Consider the following 14,228-nt stretch of genomic DNA (forward strand, 5'->3'; position numbering starts at 1 on the left):
TTCCCTTGCGTGGGCGACTCAGCGGTGCCGCGAATGACCAGGCAAAGCCGGCTAGCCGTCAACCGCACCAGCCCAGCGCAAGCGCGGCTGCGCGCGAGCGGCCGAGGCGGCTGCGGCGCCCGTTGGCGTACCCTCGGGAGGAGGACTCGACTCGGAGATTCTCTCTTGCTGCCGTCTCTCTTTCCCGAGACTACTCCCGCGATACTGGCGCTTGCCGACGGCACGATCTTTCGTGGCACGTCCATCGGCGCGCCGGGGCATGCCGTGGGCGAAGTCGTATTCAATACCGCCATCACAGGGTATCAGGAGATCCTGACGGATCCCAGCTACAGCCGCCAGATCGTAACGCTTACTTACCCGCACATCGGCAACGTCGGGATCAATGACGAAGACCGCGAAGCGGCCAAGATCCATGCCGCCGCCCTGGTGGTGCGCGACTATTCCTTGATCGTCTCGAACTTCCGCGCGCAGCGCTCGCTGTCGGAATATCTGGTCGAGCAGAACGTGGTGGGCATCGCCGGGATCGACACCCGCAAGCTTACCCGCATCCTGCGCGACCAAGGCGCCCAGAATGGCTGCGTGTACGTGGGCAGCGACGAGCAGGAGGCCCTGCGGCTGGCGCGCGAGTTTCCCGGCATGTCGGGGCTGGACCTGGCCAAGGTGGTCTCGGTCGGGGAGTCCTTTGAGTGGGGCGAGGGCGTATGGAAACTGGGAGCCGGCCATGCGCCCAGGGGCGACGGTCGTTTCCACGTCGTGGCCTATGACTTCGGCGTGAAGTGGAACATCCTGCGCCTGCTGGTCGACCGCGGCTGCCGCGTGACCGTGGTGCCCGCCCAGACGCCGGTGGCGGACGTGCTTGCGCTGAACCCCGACGGCGTGTTCCTGGCCAACGGCCCTGGCGATCCCGAGCCCTGCGACTATGCCATCGAGGCCGCGCGCGTCTGCCTCGAGCGCAAGATCCCGCTGTTCGGCATCTGCCTGGGACACCAGATCATGGGGTTGGCGGTGGGCGCGAAGACGCTCAAGATGAAGCTGGGGCACCACGGCGCCAACCACCCGGTCAAGGACGTCACCACCGGCCGGGTGTTCATTACCAGCCAGAACCACGGCTTTGCCGTCGATCCCGCGACCTTGCCGGCCAATGCGCGCGTCACGCACGTGTCGCTGTTCGACGGTTCGCTGCAGGGCTTCGAATTGACCGATCGCCCTGCGTTCTGCTTCCAGGGCCATCCCGAGGCCAGCCCCGGCCCGCACGACATCATCGAGCTGTTCGATCGGTTCGCGCACCTGATGCAAAACAGCAAAGGATGAACTCACTCCTGCGCGCTTCTTTCTCTCCCGTAGGGGTGGTGCCGGCGGAGCGGCGAGGCCGCATCCGCGGCACGCCAAGCAGGCCGCACCGGCGTCAGGCCTCTCGCTTCCCGAAGCGCGTCGAACAACAAGGTTGACCGTACCATCATGCCCAAGCGTACAGATATTCAAAGCATTCTCATCATCGGCGCAGGCCCGATCGTCATCGGCCAGGCGTGCGAGTTCGACTACTCCGGCGCGCAGGCCTGCAAGGCGCTGAAGGCCGAGGGGTACAAGGTGATCCTGGTCAACAGCAATCCGGCCACGATCATGACGGACCCGGAGACGGCCGACGTCACCTACATCGAGCCGATCACCTGGCAGGTGGTGGAAAAAATCATCGAGAAGGAGCGTCCCGACGCGCTGCTGCCCACCATGGGCGGACAGACCGCGCTCAACTGCGCGCTGGATCTCGACCGCCACGGGGTGCTGGCCAAGTATGGCGTCGAATTGATCGGCGCCAACGCGGAAGCCATCGAGAAGGCCGAGGATCGCCAGAAGTTCAAGGAAGCGATGACCCGCATCGGCCTGGAGTCGGCCAAGTCGGGCGTGGCGCATTCCATGGACGAAGCCTGGGAAGTGCAGCGCCGCATCGCCGAAGAGACCGGCTCCAGCGGTTTCCCGGTGGTGATCCGCCCGAGCTTTACGCTGGGCGGGACGGGCGGGGGCATTGCCTACAACGCCGAGGAGTTCGAGACCATCTGCCGCCGCGGCCTGGAAGCTTCGCCCACGAGCGAACTCCTGATCGAGGAGTCGCTCGTCGGCTGGAAAGAGTTCGAGATGGAGGTCGTGCGCGACAAGGCCGACAACTGCATCATCGTTTGCTCGATCGAGAACCTCGACCCCATGGGCATCCATACGGGCGACTCGATCACCGTCGCGCCCGCCCAGACGCTGACGGACAAAGAGTACCAGCTGATGCGCAACGCCTCGCTCGCGGTGCTGCGCGAGATCGGCGTCGACACGGGCGGTTCGAACGTGCAGTTCGCGGTCAATCCGGCCAATGGCCGCATGATCGTGATCGAGATGAACCCGCGCGTGTCGCGTTCGTCGGCGCTGGCTTCCAAGGCCACGGGCTTCCCCATCGCCAAGGTCGCGGCCAAGCTCGCCGTCGGCTATACGCTGGACGAGCTGCGCAACGACATCACCGGCGGCGCCACCCCGGCTTCGTTCGAACCCACCATCGACTACGTCGTCACCAAGGTGCCGCGGTTCGCGTTCGAGAAATTCCCGCAGACCGATGCGCACCTCACCACGCAGATGAAATCGGTGGGCGAGGTGATGGCCATCGGCCGGACCTTCCAGGAATCGTTCCAGAAGGCGCTGCGCGGCTTGGAGGTCGGCGTGGACGGCCTGAACCAGAAGACCACGGACCGCGAGCGCATCGAGGTCGAACTGGGCGAGCCTGGGCCGGAACGCATCTGGTACGTGGGCGACGCGTTCGCGCAGGGCTTCACGCTGGAAGAGGTGCATGCGCTGACCCACATCGACCCGTGGTTCCTGGCGCAGATCAAGGAAATCGTCGACATCGAGCTTGCGCTGGAGAAAAAAACGCTGGCCGACCTCGACCGCAATACCCTGTGGCAGTTGAAGCGCAAGGGATTCTCCGATCGCCGCCTTGCGTACCTGCTCGACACGACGGAAACCGAGGTGCGCAAGCTGCGCCACCAATTCAACGTGCGTCCGGTCTACAAGCGGGTGGATACGTGCGCGGCCGAGTTCGCCACGCACACCGCCTACATGTACTCCACGTATGAAGAGGAGTGCGAGGCCAATCCGAGCGACCGCAAGAAAATCATCGTGCTGGGCGGCGGCCCCAACCGGATCGGGCAGGGCATCGAGTTCGATTACTGCTGCGTGCACGCGGCCATGGCGTTGCGCGAAGACGGGTACGAGACCATCATGGTCAACTGCAACCCGGAAACCGTCTCCACCGACTACGACACGTCCGACCGACTCTATTTCGAGCCCCTGACCCTCGAGGACGTGCTCGAGATCGTCGAGAAGGAAAAACCCGTCGGCATGATCGTCCAGTACGGTGGCCAGACGCCACTGAAGCTGGCCAAGGCGCTGGAGGCCAACGGCGTGCCCATCATCGGCACCAGCCCGGAATCCATCGACATCGCAGAAGACCGCGAGCGGTTCCAGAAGCTGCTCCAAAAGCTCGGCCTGCGCCAGCCGCCCAACCGCACGGCGCGCACCGAAGCGGAGGCGCTGGCCCTTGCCCAGGAAATCGGCTATCCGCTGGTGGTGCGCCCCAGCTACGTGCTGGGCGGCCGCGCGATGGAAATCGTGCATGAGCAGAAGGACCTCGAGCGCTACATGCGCGAGGCCGTCAAGGTCAGCAACGATTCGCCGGTGCTGCTCGACCGCTTCCTGAACGATGCGATCGAGGTGGACGTCGATTGCCTGTCGGACGGCAAGCGCGTGTTCATCGGTGGCGTGATGGAGCACATCGAGCAGGCCGGCGTCCATTCCGGCGACTCGGCGTGCTGCTTGCCGCCGTACTCGCTGTCTGCCGAGCTCATCGAGGAAATCAAGCGCCAGACCGGATTGATGGCGCGTGCGCTGAACGTGGTCGGCCTGATGAATGTCCAGTTCGCGATCCAGCAGGGAACGGTGTACGTGCTGGAGGTCAACCCGCGCGCCTCGCGGACCGTGCCGTACGTCTCCAAGGCGACGTCGCTGCCGCTGGCCAAGATCGGCGCTCGCGCCATGGCCGGCCGCTCGCTCGACGAACAGGGCTTGGGCAGCGAGATCACGCCCAAGTATTTCTCGGTCAAGGAGGCCGTGTTCCCGTTCGTCAAGTTCCCGGGAGTGGATACCATTCTCGGGCCCGAGATGAAGTCTACCGGCGAGGTGATGGGCGTGGGTTATAGCTTCGGCGAAGCCTTCGTGAAGTCACAATTGGCCGCGAGCGTGCGCCTGCCCGACGATGGCACGGCATTCATCAGCGTCAAGAACGAAGACAAGGGCAAGATCATCGCCGTTGCGCGCGGCCTGCACGCGCTGGGCTTCTCGCTGGTGGCAACGCGCGGCACCGCTGCGGCCATCGAAGCGGCGGGCATCCCGGTGAAGGTCGTGAACAAGGTCACGGAGGGGCGTCCCAACATCGTGGACATGGTCAAGAACGGCGAGATTTCGCTCGTGATCAACACGGTGGAAGAGCGCCGCAATGCCATTGCGGACTCCCGCGCCATCCGGACCTCGGCGCTGGCTTCGCGCGTCACCTACTACACCACGGTGGCGGGCGCGTGGGCAGCGGTCGAAGGCATGCAGTACATGCGCCAGGGGGCCGGCCTGCAGGTCTACTCGCTGCAGGAGCTGCACCGCTCGGTGGCGTAGTCGCCACCCGCCCAGGCCGCCCTCCGGCATGGGGGGCGGCCTGCGCAGGCTTAGGCCCCGTCTTCGGGAGAGGACGTCGACCGATCCTGTCCGGACTCAGGGTTGCGCAAAATGGACGGCCGTTGTGCCGTCCATTTTTGCAGGAGCTCGTGCGCCGTTTGGCGTCCGCCGAGGCCGAACGCCAGCGCGCATGCCACGGCGGCGGCGCCCAGGATCAGGCCGAAGGCCAGGTTGACGATCTCATTGGCCAACCCCATGAACCGCAAGCCGATCGCGACCGCCAGCGCGATGATGGCGTACTTCAGCACGGAGGGAAGGCCGCTTTCGCCCACGGAGTCGCCGACGATGCGTGCAACGATGCGCCCCATGATCACGCCGACGAGGATGATGACGCTGCCGAAGACGACCTGCCCGCCGAGCTCGGTGACCTCTGTCAGCAAGACGGCGACGGTGTCGAAATTCAACAGGCGGGCGGCTTCGATCGCGGCGAACAGCATGATGGCGATCAAAGCCACCGTGGCTGCCACCGAGGACGGGGCGGGCGATGAGCCGAATACGCCCAGGCTCGACAGGGCGCGGTCAAAGCCCAGCGAGGCGAGCGTGTTGGCGATCAGCTGGCGTACCCACTGGGCGATGACGAAGGCAATGGCGAGCAGCAGTGCCGCGGCCACGATTCGCGGAATGGCGGCGAGCACCGTCTCCAGCACGGTCACGGTAGGCGTGACGATGGAGGTGATCCCCAGGGTTTGCAGCGCCGCGATCGACACCGGAATAATGATGAGCGTGAAGACGATGGCGCCGCATGCCCGGATCAGCGATTCCGCGCATCGGTTGTCGCCCTCTGCGGCTTGGGTAGGCTTGCACAGCCCGAGCCGCGTCCCGATGCGGTCGAAGTGGATGGCGCCCAATGCCGTCTCGACGATGTTGCGCGCGATCTTGGCGAAGATCAGGCCCACGATGAAGATGAGCGCCGCGCCGATCAGTTGGGGGGCGTACGAGAATACTTCGTGGGTCAGGGCCCGGATGGGGTCCATGGCCTGGTCCAGGCCGAGGGGCTCCATGGCGACGACCAGGCCCACCAGCCATACGAGCCAATAAGCCAGCGTGCCCAGCGATTCAGCCAGCGTGGGCCCGGGGCGGGGGGTGGCCCGGGCAACGAACGGCAGCGCGCCGACGGCGCGCACTACGGCCCATTTGATTCCACGGGCCGCAAAATGCGTGACGACCAGGATGACGATCGCCAACAATATGCGTGGCCCCCACGCCGTGAATTGATCGCGCAGGTAGCCGATACGCGGTGGATTGTCGAACATGGTTGCACTCCTCTGATCGTTATCCGTAAGGTATGAACCGCATATTCAGAATAGAGTAGGGACTCCGTCATGCCAACCGCGGGATGTGCTTAGGCCCGGCGCGTAGGACTCGCTCGAATGCCTTGGCCGGCCGGTGGGGCCGGGCGTTCGGTAGGCGTTTCAGGGTTATCCCTTGGGTATCAAAGGGTAATGTTTGGCCGGGGGCGCTTGCACGTTCTGCCGAGTTTTCGGACAATCTACCCAGATCGCCCCGGTTCCTGATCGAACCGGGGTTTTATTTTTCTTTTCCTCCCGCCCTCTTGCGCCCCCCGCCTTAGACGCGGGGCGGGCGCAGCGAGTGCCGGCGGGAGGCATTCCACACCAGACGTAAAAAGGAAGTACACATGGCTGCTATTCCGCTGACCGTGCGCGGTGCCGAGCGCCTGAAACAAGAGCTGCACCGTTTGAAGACGGTGGAGCGTCCCGCAGTGATCAACGCCATCGCGGACGCCCGTGCGCAAGGAGACCTCTCCGAGAATGCCGAATACGACGCCGCCAAGGAAAAACAGGGCTTCATCGAGGGCCGCATCCAGGAGCTCGAGGCCAAGCTGTCGAATGCGCAGATCATCAATCCCGCCGAGCTCGATGCCGAAGGCCGCATCGTCTTCGGCGCGACGGTGGACTTGGAGGATCTCGAAACCGGCGAACGCGTGACCTACCAGGTGGTGGGCGACGATGAGGCAGACATACGCGCCAACCTCATCTCTATTTCCAGCCCGATCGCCCGCGCGCTGATCGGGAAATCGGCAGGCGACGTCGCCGAAGTCCAGGCCCCGTCCGGCGTCCGGGAATACGAAATCCTCGACGTGCGCTACGAATGAGGCGCATGCGGGAGAGCGCGTAACGATGGCGACGCTGGTACGGCTGGTAGCCGCGCTGTGGTGCGGCACGCTCTGGGCGGTGGGGGGCTTGGTCGTGCCCCTGCTCTTTGCCCAGTTGGAACCCATGCGGGCGGCTGCGACGGCCGGGTCGCTGTTTCGGCTGTTGGCCTACGGGGGATTGCTGGCCGCGCTGGCGATGCTGCTGCTCGACCGGATTGGCGGCGGACTTCCGCTCGGCGCGCGGGGAAGGCGCACCGTCCTGCTCATGGCGGTAGGCGTGGGAGTCGGATACTTCGGTGCCCGACCCGTCATGGATTATGGCCGGGCCTTGATGGCCGCCGGCCAGGCCGTTCCCGCATGGGCGGATTTCGGGACCTGGCACGGGGTATCGAGCGTGCTCTACTTCTTGGTGGCCGTCTTGGCCTTGCGGCTGGTGGCAGTGGTGCGCTGAGCGCCGGCGGCTGGCCGTACGCGCCCGCGGGCGCCGGCCCGCAGCGAGAGCGCGCTTCCGGAGCGCTTGGCCGCGGGGGTGCGCGCCGCTCCCAGCGTCGAACCCAGCCCGCCGGGGCGCTTGGGCGCCGCCTTGCGGGCTGCGCCGCGGCGGGAGCCGGTTTCCTCCCGGGTGGAGGGCCGGGCAGGCTTGTCGCTGCCCAGGTAGCGCTCCCTGGCCGTCATCGGGCCTTCGCGCTCGCGCCCAGGACGCTCGCTGCGCCCACGGGCGGGGGCGGACTTGCCGGCTACCGCCAGTTTTTTGGGCACGTAGGCTTCGTTGCCCTTGCGCGCGCCCGTGCCGAGCTCGCTCGCGTCGGACTTGCCCTTGCGCCCGCCGAGCAGCGAGGAGGCGTCCGGATCGCGTTCGGTGGGCCGGTACAGGATGAAGATCTTGCCCAGGTGGTGCACCGGGGCGCAGGAGAGCTCCTCGCAGATCCGGTAGAGCAGTTCGTCGCGCGCGGCGCGGTCTTCGCCTCCCGCCCGGACCTTGATCAGGCCGTGGGCCGCGAGATTGCGGTCGATTTCTTGGAGTACGGAGTCGCTCAGCCCCTTGTCGCCAATGAGGACGACGGGCTTGAGCGGGTGGGCAGCGGCCCGCAGGGCGCTGCGCAGTTGGGAATTGAGGTCAAGGACTGGCATTTCCAGATTGTACGGGAGGCCGGGGCGGGGCGGGATGCCTGGGCCGCAGTATGCTCCCCTTATTGGCGGCTTGCCCGCATTTCATATCGGATTTACCACAGACGGACCCAGGAAACTGGGCAACTATGGCAAAGAACAAATTTTCGAAGAATTGGCTGCACCAGCACATCAACGATCCTTATGTGAAGCTGGCGCAGCAGAAGGGCTACCGGGCGCGGGCGGCTTTCAAGCTCATCGAGATCCTGGATACCGAGAAACTCCTGAAGCCGGGAGACGTGGTGATCGACCTCGGGTCCGCGCCGGGGAGTTGGTCCCAGGTGGTGCGCGAGCGCTTGGCCGGCCCCGGGGGAACGATTCGGGGACGGATCATCGCGCTGGACCTGCTGCCCATGGAGCCGGTCGCCGGCGTGGAGTTCATCCAGGGGGATTTTCGCGAGGAAGACGTGCTGCGCCAGCTCGAGTCGCTGCTGGGGAACCAGCCGGTGGATCTTGTGATTTCGGACATGGCTCCCAATCTATCCGGCGTGGGTGTCGCGGACGCCGCCCGGATCCAGCACGTGTGCGACCTGGCGCGGGAGTTCGCCCAGGAGCACCTCAAGCCGGACGGCGCCCTCATCGTGAAGGCTTTTCATGGGAGCGGCTTTTCCCAGATCGTGCAGAGTTTCAAGCAGACGTTCCGACGCGTGGTGGAGCGCAAGCCCAAGGCGTCGCGCGACAAATCTGCCGAAACTTTCCTCGTCGGGGCCGGGCTGAAGTTTCCCCGCGGCGGACAATAGTAGAATCGGACTTAGTGTCCGATCGGGCCGGATTTTCCGGCAGGTCGACCGATCGGCAATCCAAGTAGGAGATCGACCTTGAACAACATGTTCTCCAAAGTCGCGGTCTGGATGGTAATCGCGTTCGTACTGTTTACCGTCTTCAAACAGTTCGAAGGCCGCACCCGCCCGCAGGACACCGTGTCCTATTCCCAATTCATGGAAGAGGCCAAGGCGGGCCGTATCCGGAAAGTCGACATCCAGGGAGACGTCTTGAACGTCACGCCCACCGAGGGCCGTCCCTATACCATCACGTCTCCCGGCGATCTCTGGCTGGTCAGCGACCTGATGAAGTATGGCGTCGAAGTCTCGGGCAAGGCCAAGGAGGAGCCGTCGCTCTTCATGAGCATATTCGTCTCCTGGTTCCCGATGCTGTTGCTGATCGGCGTCTGGATATTCTTCATGCGGCAGATGCAGGGCGGCGGCCGTGGTGGCGCGTTCAACTTCGGCAAGTCCCGCGCCCGCATGCTGGACGAGAATTCCAACACCGTCACCTTTGCCGATGTCGCCGGGTGTGACGAGGCCAAGGAAGACGTGCAGGAGCTGGTGGATTTCCTGCGCGATCCGTCCAAGTTCCAGAAGCTGGGTGGCCGCATCCCGCGCGGCGTGCTGATGGTCGGTTCGCCCGGAACCGGCAAGACGCTGCTGGCGCGCGCCATCGCCGGCGAGGCCAAGGTGCCGTTCTTCAGCATCTCCGGCTCGGATTTCGTCGAAATGTTCGTGGGCGTGGGCGCGGCCCGGGTGCGCGACATGTTCGAGACCGCGAAGAAGCACGCCCCCTGCATCATCTTCATCGATGAGATCGACGCGGTCGGGCGCCAGCGCGGCGCGGGCCTGGGCGGCGGCAACGACGAGCGCGAACAGACGCTGAACCAGATGCTGGTGGAAATGGACGGTTTCGAAACCGGCCAAGGCATCATCGTGATCGCCGCGACCAACCGTCCCGACGTGCTGGATCCAGCCTTGTTGCGCCCCGGCCGCTTCGACCGCCAGGTCGTGGTGCCGCTACCCGACATTCGCGGCCGCGAGCAGATCCTGAAGGTCCACATGCGCAAAGTGCCGGTTTCGTCCGACGTGGACGCCACTGTCCTGGCGCGCGGTACGCCCGGCTTTTCCGGCGCCGACCTGGCCAACCTGGTAAACGAGGCGGCCCTGTTCGCCGCCCGCCGCAACGGCCGCACCGTGGACATGCTGGACTTCGAGAAGGCCAAGGACAAGATCATCATGGGCGCCGAGCGCCGCTCCATCGTCATGCCCGAGGAGGAGCGCCGCAACACCGCCTATCACGAGTCCGGCCATGCGATCGTCGCCAAGATGCTGCCCAAGACGGATCCGGTGCACAAGGTCACCATCATCCCGCGTGGCCGCGCGCTCGGCGTCACCATGCAGCTGCCCGAGAGCGATCGCTACAGCATGGACAAGGAGCGCATGCTCAACACCATCGCTGTGCTGTTCGGCGGGCGCATCGCGGAAGAACTGTTCATGAACCAGATGACCACGGGGGCCTCGAACGACTTCGAGCGGGCCACCCAGATCGCGCGCGACATGGTCACCCGCTATGGCATGACCGATACGCTGGGCCCCATGGTCTATGCGGAAAATGAGGGCGAGGTGTTCCTGGGCCGCAGCATCACCAAGACGACCCAGGTGTCGGAGGCGACCATGCAAAAGGTCGACGCCGAGATCCGCCGCATCATCGACGAACAGTACGCCGTCGCGCGCAAGATCCTCGAGGAGAACCGCGACAAGGTCGAGGCGATGGCCAAGGCCTTGCTCGAGTGGGAAACCATCGACGCCGACCAGATCAACGACATCGTCGAGGGCCGTCCGCCGCGTCCGCCCAAGACCTCTGATTCGGCGAACACGCCGCCGAACACGCCGCCCAGCCCTGGCGGGGTGGCGCAGAACGCGACGGCTCCGGCATAGTCGGGCCTGCGCGGCCCGCGGCGTATCTCCACGCCACGGGGAATCGTTAGTTTGACGGGCGGCCTGAGGGCCGCCCTTCCTGTTTCCGGCTCCTGATAGCGGGAAGTTTGCATGCAGCGTTTTTCATCTTCCGCCGGGGCTCGAGCCGTCGGCAGCGATACCACGGGTGAGTTGGCCTCTCCATCCGGCGTCCACGCGGCGCCGCGCCGGCAGGTGCGCTGCGGCCGTTTCACCCTGGACCTCTCGCGTCCCCGGATCATGGGCATCGTCAACGTGACGCCTGATTCGTTTTCGGATGGCGGGCGCCACCTGGCGCCCGATGCGGCCATTGCCCATGCGCGCCGGTTGATCGACGAAGGGGCGGACATCCTGGACATCGGGGGCGAGTCCACGCGGCCGGGGGCCGAGCCCGTGCCGCTGGAGGAAGAGCTCGCCCGGCTGCTGCCGCTGATCGAGGCGCTGCGGGATAGCGGCGTGCCGTTGTCGATCGATACCTTCAAGCCCGCCGTGATGCGGGCAGCGATCGAGGCCGGCGCGGACATGATCAACGACATCTACGGCTTCAGGCAGCCCGGTGCGATCGAAGCGGTTGCGGGCTCGGACTGCGGGCTCTGCGTCATGCACATGCAAGGCGAGCCCCGGACCATGCAGCAGGCGCCCGCGTATGCGGACGTGGCGGGAGAGGTCGGCGCCTTCCTGCGGGAGCAGGCACAGCGGCTGGAGGCGGCGGGCGTGGATCCGGGCCGGATCTGCCTCGATCCCGGCTTCGGGTTCGGCAAGACCACGGCTCACAACTACGACTTGTTGCGTAGTTTGCCGACTATCGGAGCCCTGGGTTATCCGCTTTTAATCGGCGTATCGCGCAAGACCATGATAGGCGCGGTGACGGGCAGGCCAGTCGGGGAGCGGCTTGCCGGCAGCATTGCGGCGGCGCTCGCCGCCGTCGCCCGCGGCGCCGCCATCGTGCGGGTCCACGACGTCGCCGCCACGGTCGATGCGCTCAAGGTATGGCAGGCCGTGCAAGTTGGGGACGCGTGAGGGCGGACGCTGCAACGCGCGGCGAGATTGACGGAGCCACCAATGATGGCAGGAAAACGGGAATATTTCGGAACCGACGGCATACGCGGCAAGGTTGGGTCCCGCGTGATCAATGCCGAATTCGCCCTGCGCCTCGGCTACGCCGCGGGCGTGGTGCTGACCGCCGACCACAGGGAGGGCGGGCGCCCCATCGTCCTCATTGGCAAGGATACGCGCATATCGGGGTATATGCTGGAATCCGCGCTCGAGGCGGGGCTGTCGGCGGCGGGCATTGACGTCTTGCTGGCCGGCCCGCTGCCGACGCCGGCCATCGCCTACTTGACCCGGGCGTTGCGCCTGGCGGCCGGCATCGTGATTAGTGCATCGCACAATCCTTACTACGACAACGGCATCAAGTTTTTCTCCTCCACCGGGATGAAGCTGCCCGACGAGGTCGAGCTGCGCGTCGAAGCGGCGCTGGGCGAGCCCGTCGGCTGCGTGTCGTCGGAGAAGCTGGGCCGGGCCAAGCGCCTGAACGATGCGGCGGGGCGTTACATCGAATTTTGCAAGAGCGGCTTCCCGAGCGACCTCGACCTGTCCGGCTTGAAAATCGTGGTCGATGCCGCGCACGGTGCCGCCTATCACATCGCCCCCAGCGTGTTCGAAGAGCTGGGCGCGACCGTCACGTGCATCGGGTGCGCGCCGAACGGCCTGAACATTAACGACGGGGTGGGGGCAACTCATCTGGATGCCCTGGCCGATGCCGTCGTGGCGCAAAAGGCAGACCTCGGCATCGCGCTGGACGGGGACGCCGATCGCTTGTTGATGGTGGACGCCAGCGGCCGGCGTTACAACGGCGATGAGCTGCTGTACGTCATCGTCGCCGATCGCCTGCGCCAGGGGCCGGTCGCCGGGGTGGCCGGCACGCACATGACCAACCTCGCCTTCGAGCGCCGCATGCATGAGCTCGGCATTCCCTTTGGCCGCGCAGAGGTGGGCGACCGCTACGTCTTGGCCATGCTCCAGAATCGCGGCTGGCTGTACGGGGGAGAGAGTTCGGGGCACCTGATCTGCCTGGATCGGCACACCACGGGCGACGGCATCGTGGCTGCGCTGCAAATCCTTGCCGCTATGCAGCGTCAGGGCAGGGCTCTCCCGGAACTGTTGGACGGATTGCATTTGCTTCCCCAGAAGCTCGTGAACGTTCCGTTGGAGCCCGGCCTGAATTGGCGCAGCCACGAAGGGCTCGCGCGGGCGAGGCAGGAGGTCGAGCAGCGGCTCAACGGGAAGGGCCGCGTCCTGATCCGGGCGTCGGGCACCGAGCCCAAGCTGCGCCTGATGGTGGAGGCCGTGGACGAAGCGGTGGTCGACGTTTGCCTGGACGCCCTGTCGGCCAGCTTGCGCTAGCGGCCGCTCACGCAGTCGGCCTGCCTCGGCGCCCTTGCAGCGATCGCGGGTTTTCGTAAGCAGGCGTTTCCGTCACGGCAGGAGTATTGTGTTGCCGTCATGGTGCCGTCATTATTCTGTCAATGACGTGAAACGCACAGCATCGACACTCGACTCACCTGTCAAGGAGTGTGCATATGCTCGAATTCACCCGCATCGAAGCGTGTCGAGGGGGCGCCGACGCGCTTGATGACGGTACCCAGACCCCCGCCCTGGCTGTCGGGTTGGCGCGTTCCTGGGACGAAGTGCGGCAAGCCCAGCGCCTGCGCTATGAAGTCTTTACCGAGGACATGGGGGCCGTGTTTCCGACCGCCTGCGACGGCATCGACGAAGACCGGTTCGACCCCTGGTGCGAGCATTTGATCGTGCGGGACCTCGATAACGACCGGGTCGTCGGCACCTACCGCATCCTCGGTCCGGAGCAGGCACGCCTGGCCGGGGGCTATTATTCCGAATCCGAATTCGATCTCGCGGGGCTCGCCCCCATCCGCAACGAGCTGGTCGAATTCGGCCGCTCCTGCACGCACCGGGACTACCGCAGCGGTGCCGTGATCATGCTGCTGTGGTCCGGATTGGCGGAATTCCTGCGCCGTTCGGGCCACCGCTACGTGTTCGGCTGCGCGAGCGTGAGCCTGCGCGACGATGGCGCAACCGCCGCCGGCGTATATCGTTCGGTGGCTTCGCACATCGAGGCGGCGCGGGAGCTGCGCGTGCGGCCCCTGCATCGGCTGCCCGTCGAGCGCCTCGATTGCAACCTGCCCACGCGCGTGCCGCCGCTCATCAAGGGGTATCTCAAGGCGGGCGCCCGCGTGTGTGGCGAGCCCGCGTGGGACGCTGACTTCAATACCGCCGACTTTCCCATGCTGTTATCCATCGATGCACTGGATAACCGCTATAGGCGGCACTTCGGGCTTGAATCGCAGGGGACGAGGCGGTCGTAACCGCGTTGCGGCCTCGAGTGGAGCCCTGCGCCGTCTCCTGGCCCGTGGGTCGGACTGTCACGGTCATGTCATATTTGCTCAGTA

11 protein-coding genes are annotated in these 14,228 nt (G+C 65.6%); 9 read left to right on the forward strand and 2 right to left on the reverse strand.

From position 1 onward, the window contains the following. The first annotated feature begins 165 nt into the window (after positions 1 to 165). Both carA and carB read left to right on the forward strand, forming a co-directional pair. A complete protein-coding gene (gene carA / locus Q0319_RS05975) occupies positions 166 to 1,311 on the forward strand; it encodes a glutamine-hydrolyzing carbamoyl-phosphate synthase small subunit (protein ID WP_296470332.1) in 1,146 nt (381 codons plus the stop codon). Positions 1,312 to 1,458: 147 nt separating this feature from the next. Then, positions 1,459 to 4,695 carry a carbamoyl-phosphate synthase large subunit gene (carB, locus tag Q0319_RS05980; protein ID WP_299451428.1) on the forward strand — a complete coding sequence of 1,079 codons (3,237 nt, stop codon included), beginning with the start codon at positions 1,459 to 1,461 and terminating at the stop codon, positions 4,693 to 4,695. 50 nt (positions 4,696 to 4,745) lie between these two features. On the opposite strand, the gene Q0319_RS05985 is transcribed toward carB, so the two are convergent. Further along, on the reverse strand, positions 4,746 to 6,008 hold the full coding sequence (locus tag Q0319_RS05985; protein ID WP_296469820.1) for a mechanosensitive ion channel: 1,263 nt from the start codon (positions 6,006 to 6,008) through the stop codon (positions 4,746 to 4,748). Positions 6,009 to 6,391: 383 nt separating this feature from the next. Between Q0319_RS05985 and greA the strand changes: the two genes are divergently transcribed. Beyond that, on the forward strand, positions 6,392 to 6,868 hold the full coding sequence (gene greA, locus Q0319_RS05990) for a transcription elongation factor GreA (protein ID WP_296469823.1): 477 nt from the start codon (positions 6,392 to 6,394) through the stop codon (positions 6,866 to 6,868). 25 nt (positions 6,869 to 6,893) lie between these two features. Beyond that, a complete protein-coding gene (locus Q0319_RS05995; protein WP_296469826.1) occupies positions 6,894 to 7,319 on the forward strand; it encodes a DUF4149 domain-containing protein in 426 nt (141 codons plus the stop codon). Here Q0319_RS05995 and Q0319_RS06000 read toward each other — a convergent pair. Beyond that, positions 7,268 to 7,999, reverse strand: coding sequence for a YhbY family RNA-binding protein (locus Q0319_RS06000; RefSeq protein WP_299451429.1), 732 nt, complete (start codon positions 7,997 to 7,999; stop codon positions 7,268 to 7,270). The two genes, Q0319_RS05995 and Q0319_RS06000, sit on opposite strands and share 52 nt — an antisense overlap. Before the next feature lie 125 nt (positions 8,000 to 8,124). Here Q0319_RS06000 and Q0319_RS06005 point away from each other — a divergent pair, with 125 nt between their 5' ends. The 5 genes from Q0319_RS06005 (at position 8,125) to Q0319_RS06025 (ending at position 14,144) form a co-directional block, all read left to right on the forward strand. Beyond that, complete coding sequence (locus Q0319_RS06005; protein WP_296469498.1) at positions 8,125 to 8,775, forward strand: RlmE family RNA methyltransferase; 651 nt, start codon at positions 8,125 to 8,127, stop codon at positions 8,773 to 8,775. Positions 8,776 to 8,853: 78 nt separating this feature from the next. Beyond that, positions 8,854 to 10,740 (forward strand): ATP-dependent zinc metalloprotease FtsH, encoded by a 1,887-nt coding sequence (ftsH, locus tag Q0319_RS06010; protein WP_296469500.1) that lies wholly within the window; start codon positions 8,854 to 8,856, stop codon positions 10,738 to 10,740. Between the two features lie 258 nt (positions 10,741 to 10,998). After that, on the forward strand, positions 10,999 to 11,778 hold the full coding sequence (gene folP, locus Q0319_RS06015) for a dihydropteroate synthase (RefSeq protein ID WP_296469506.1): 780 nt from the start codon (positions 10,999 to 11,001) through the stop codon (positions 11,776 to 11,778). Positions 11,779 to 11,823: 45 nt separating this feature from the next. Beyond that, positions 11,824 to 13,164: a phosphoglucosamine mutase gene (gene glmM, locus Q0319_RS06020; RefSeq protein ID WP_296469508.1), complete on the forward strand. Its 1,341-nt coding sequence runs from the start codon at positions 11,824 to 11,826 to the stop codon at positions 13,162 to 13,164. 176 nt (positions 13,165 to 13,340) lie between these two features. Next, a complete protein-coding gene (locus tag Q0319_RS06025; RefSeq protein WP_299451430.1) occupies positions 13,341 to 14,144 on the forward strand; it encodes a GNAT family N-acyltransferase in 804 nt (267 codons plus the stop codon). Positions 14,145 to 14,228 lie beyond the last annotated feature (84 nt).

Origin of the sequence: uncultured Pigmentiphaga sp., assembly GCF_937950555.1 — a bacterium.
Taxonomy (GTDB): Bacteria; Pseudomonadota; Gammaproteobacteria; order Burkholderiales; family Burkholderiaceae_B; genus Pigmentiphaga.

Coding starts and splice junctions, on each gene's coding strand:
- carB (WP_299451428.1), top strand. CDS start 1,459: ATGCCCAAGCGTACAGATATTCAAAGCATTCTCATCATCGGCGCAGGC.
- Q0319_RS05985 (WP_296469820.1), bottom strand. CDS start 6,008: ATGTTCGACAATCCACCGCGTATCGGCTACCTGCGCGATCAATTCACG.
- greA (WP_296469823.1), top strand. CDS start 6,392: ATGGCTGCTATTCCGCTGACCGTGCGCGGTGCCGAGCGCCTGAAACAA.
- Q0319_RS05995 (WP_296469826.1), top strand. CDS start 6,894: ATGGCGACGCTGGTACGGCTGGTAGCCGCGCTGTGGTGCGGCACGCTC.
- Q0319_RS06000 (WP_299451429.1), bottom strand. CDS start 7,999: ATGCCAGTCCTTGACCTCAATTCCCAACTGCGCAGCGCCCTGCGGGCC.
- Q0319_RS06005 (WP_296469498.1), top strand. CDS start 8,125: ATGGCAAAGAACAAATTTTCGAAGAATTGGCTGCACCAGCACATCAAC.
- folP (WP_296469506.1), top strand. CDS start 10,999: ATGGGCATCGTCAACGTGACGCCTGATTCGTTTTCGGATGGCGGGCGC.
- glmM (WP_296469508.1), top strand. CDS start 11,824: ATGGCAGGAAAACGGGAATATTTCGGAACCGACGGCATACGCGGCAAG.
- Q0319_RS06025 (WP_299451430.1), top strand. CDS start 13,341: ATGCTCGAATTCACCCGCATCGAAGCGTGTCGAGGGGGCGCCGACGCG.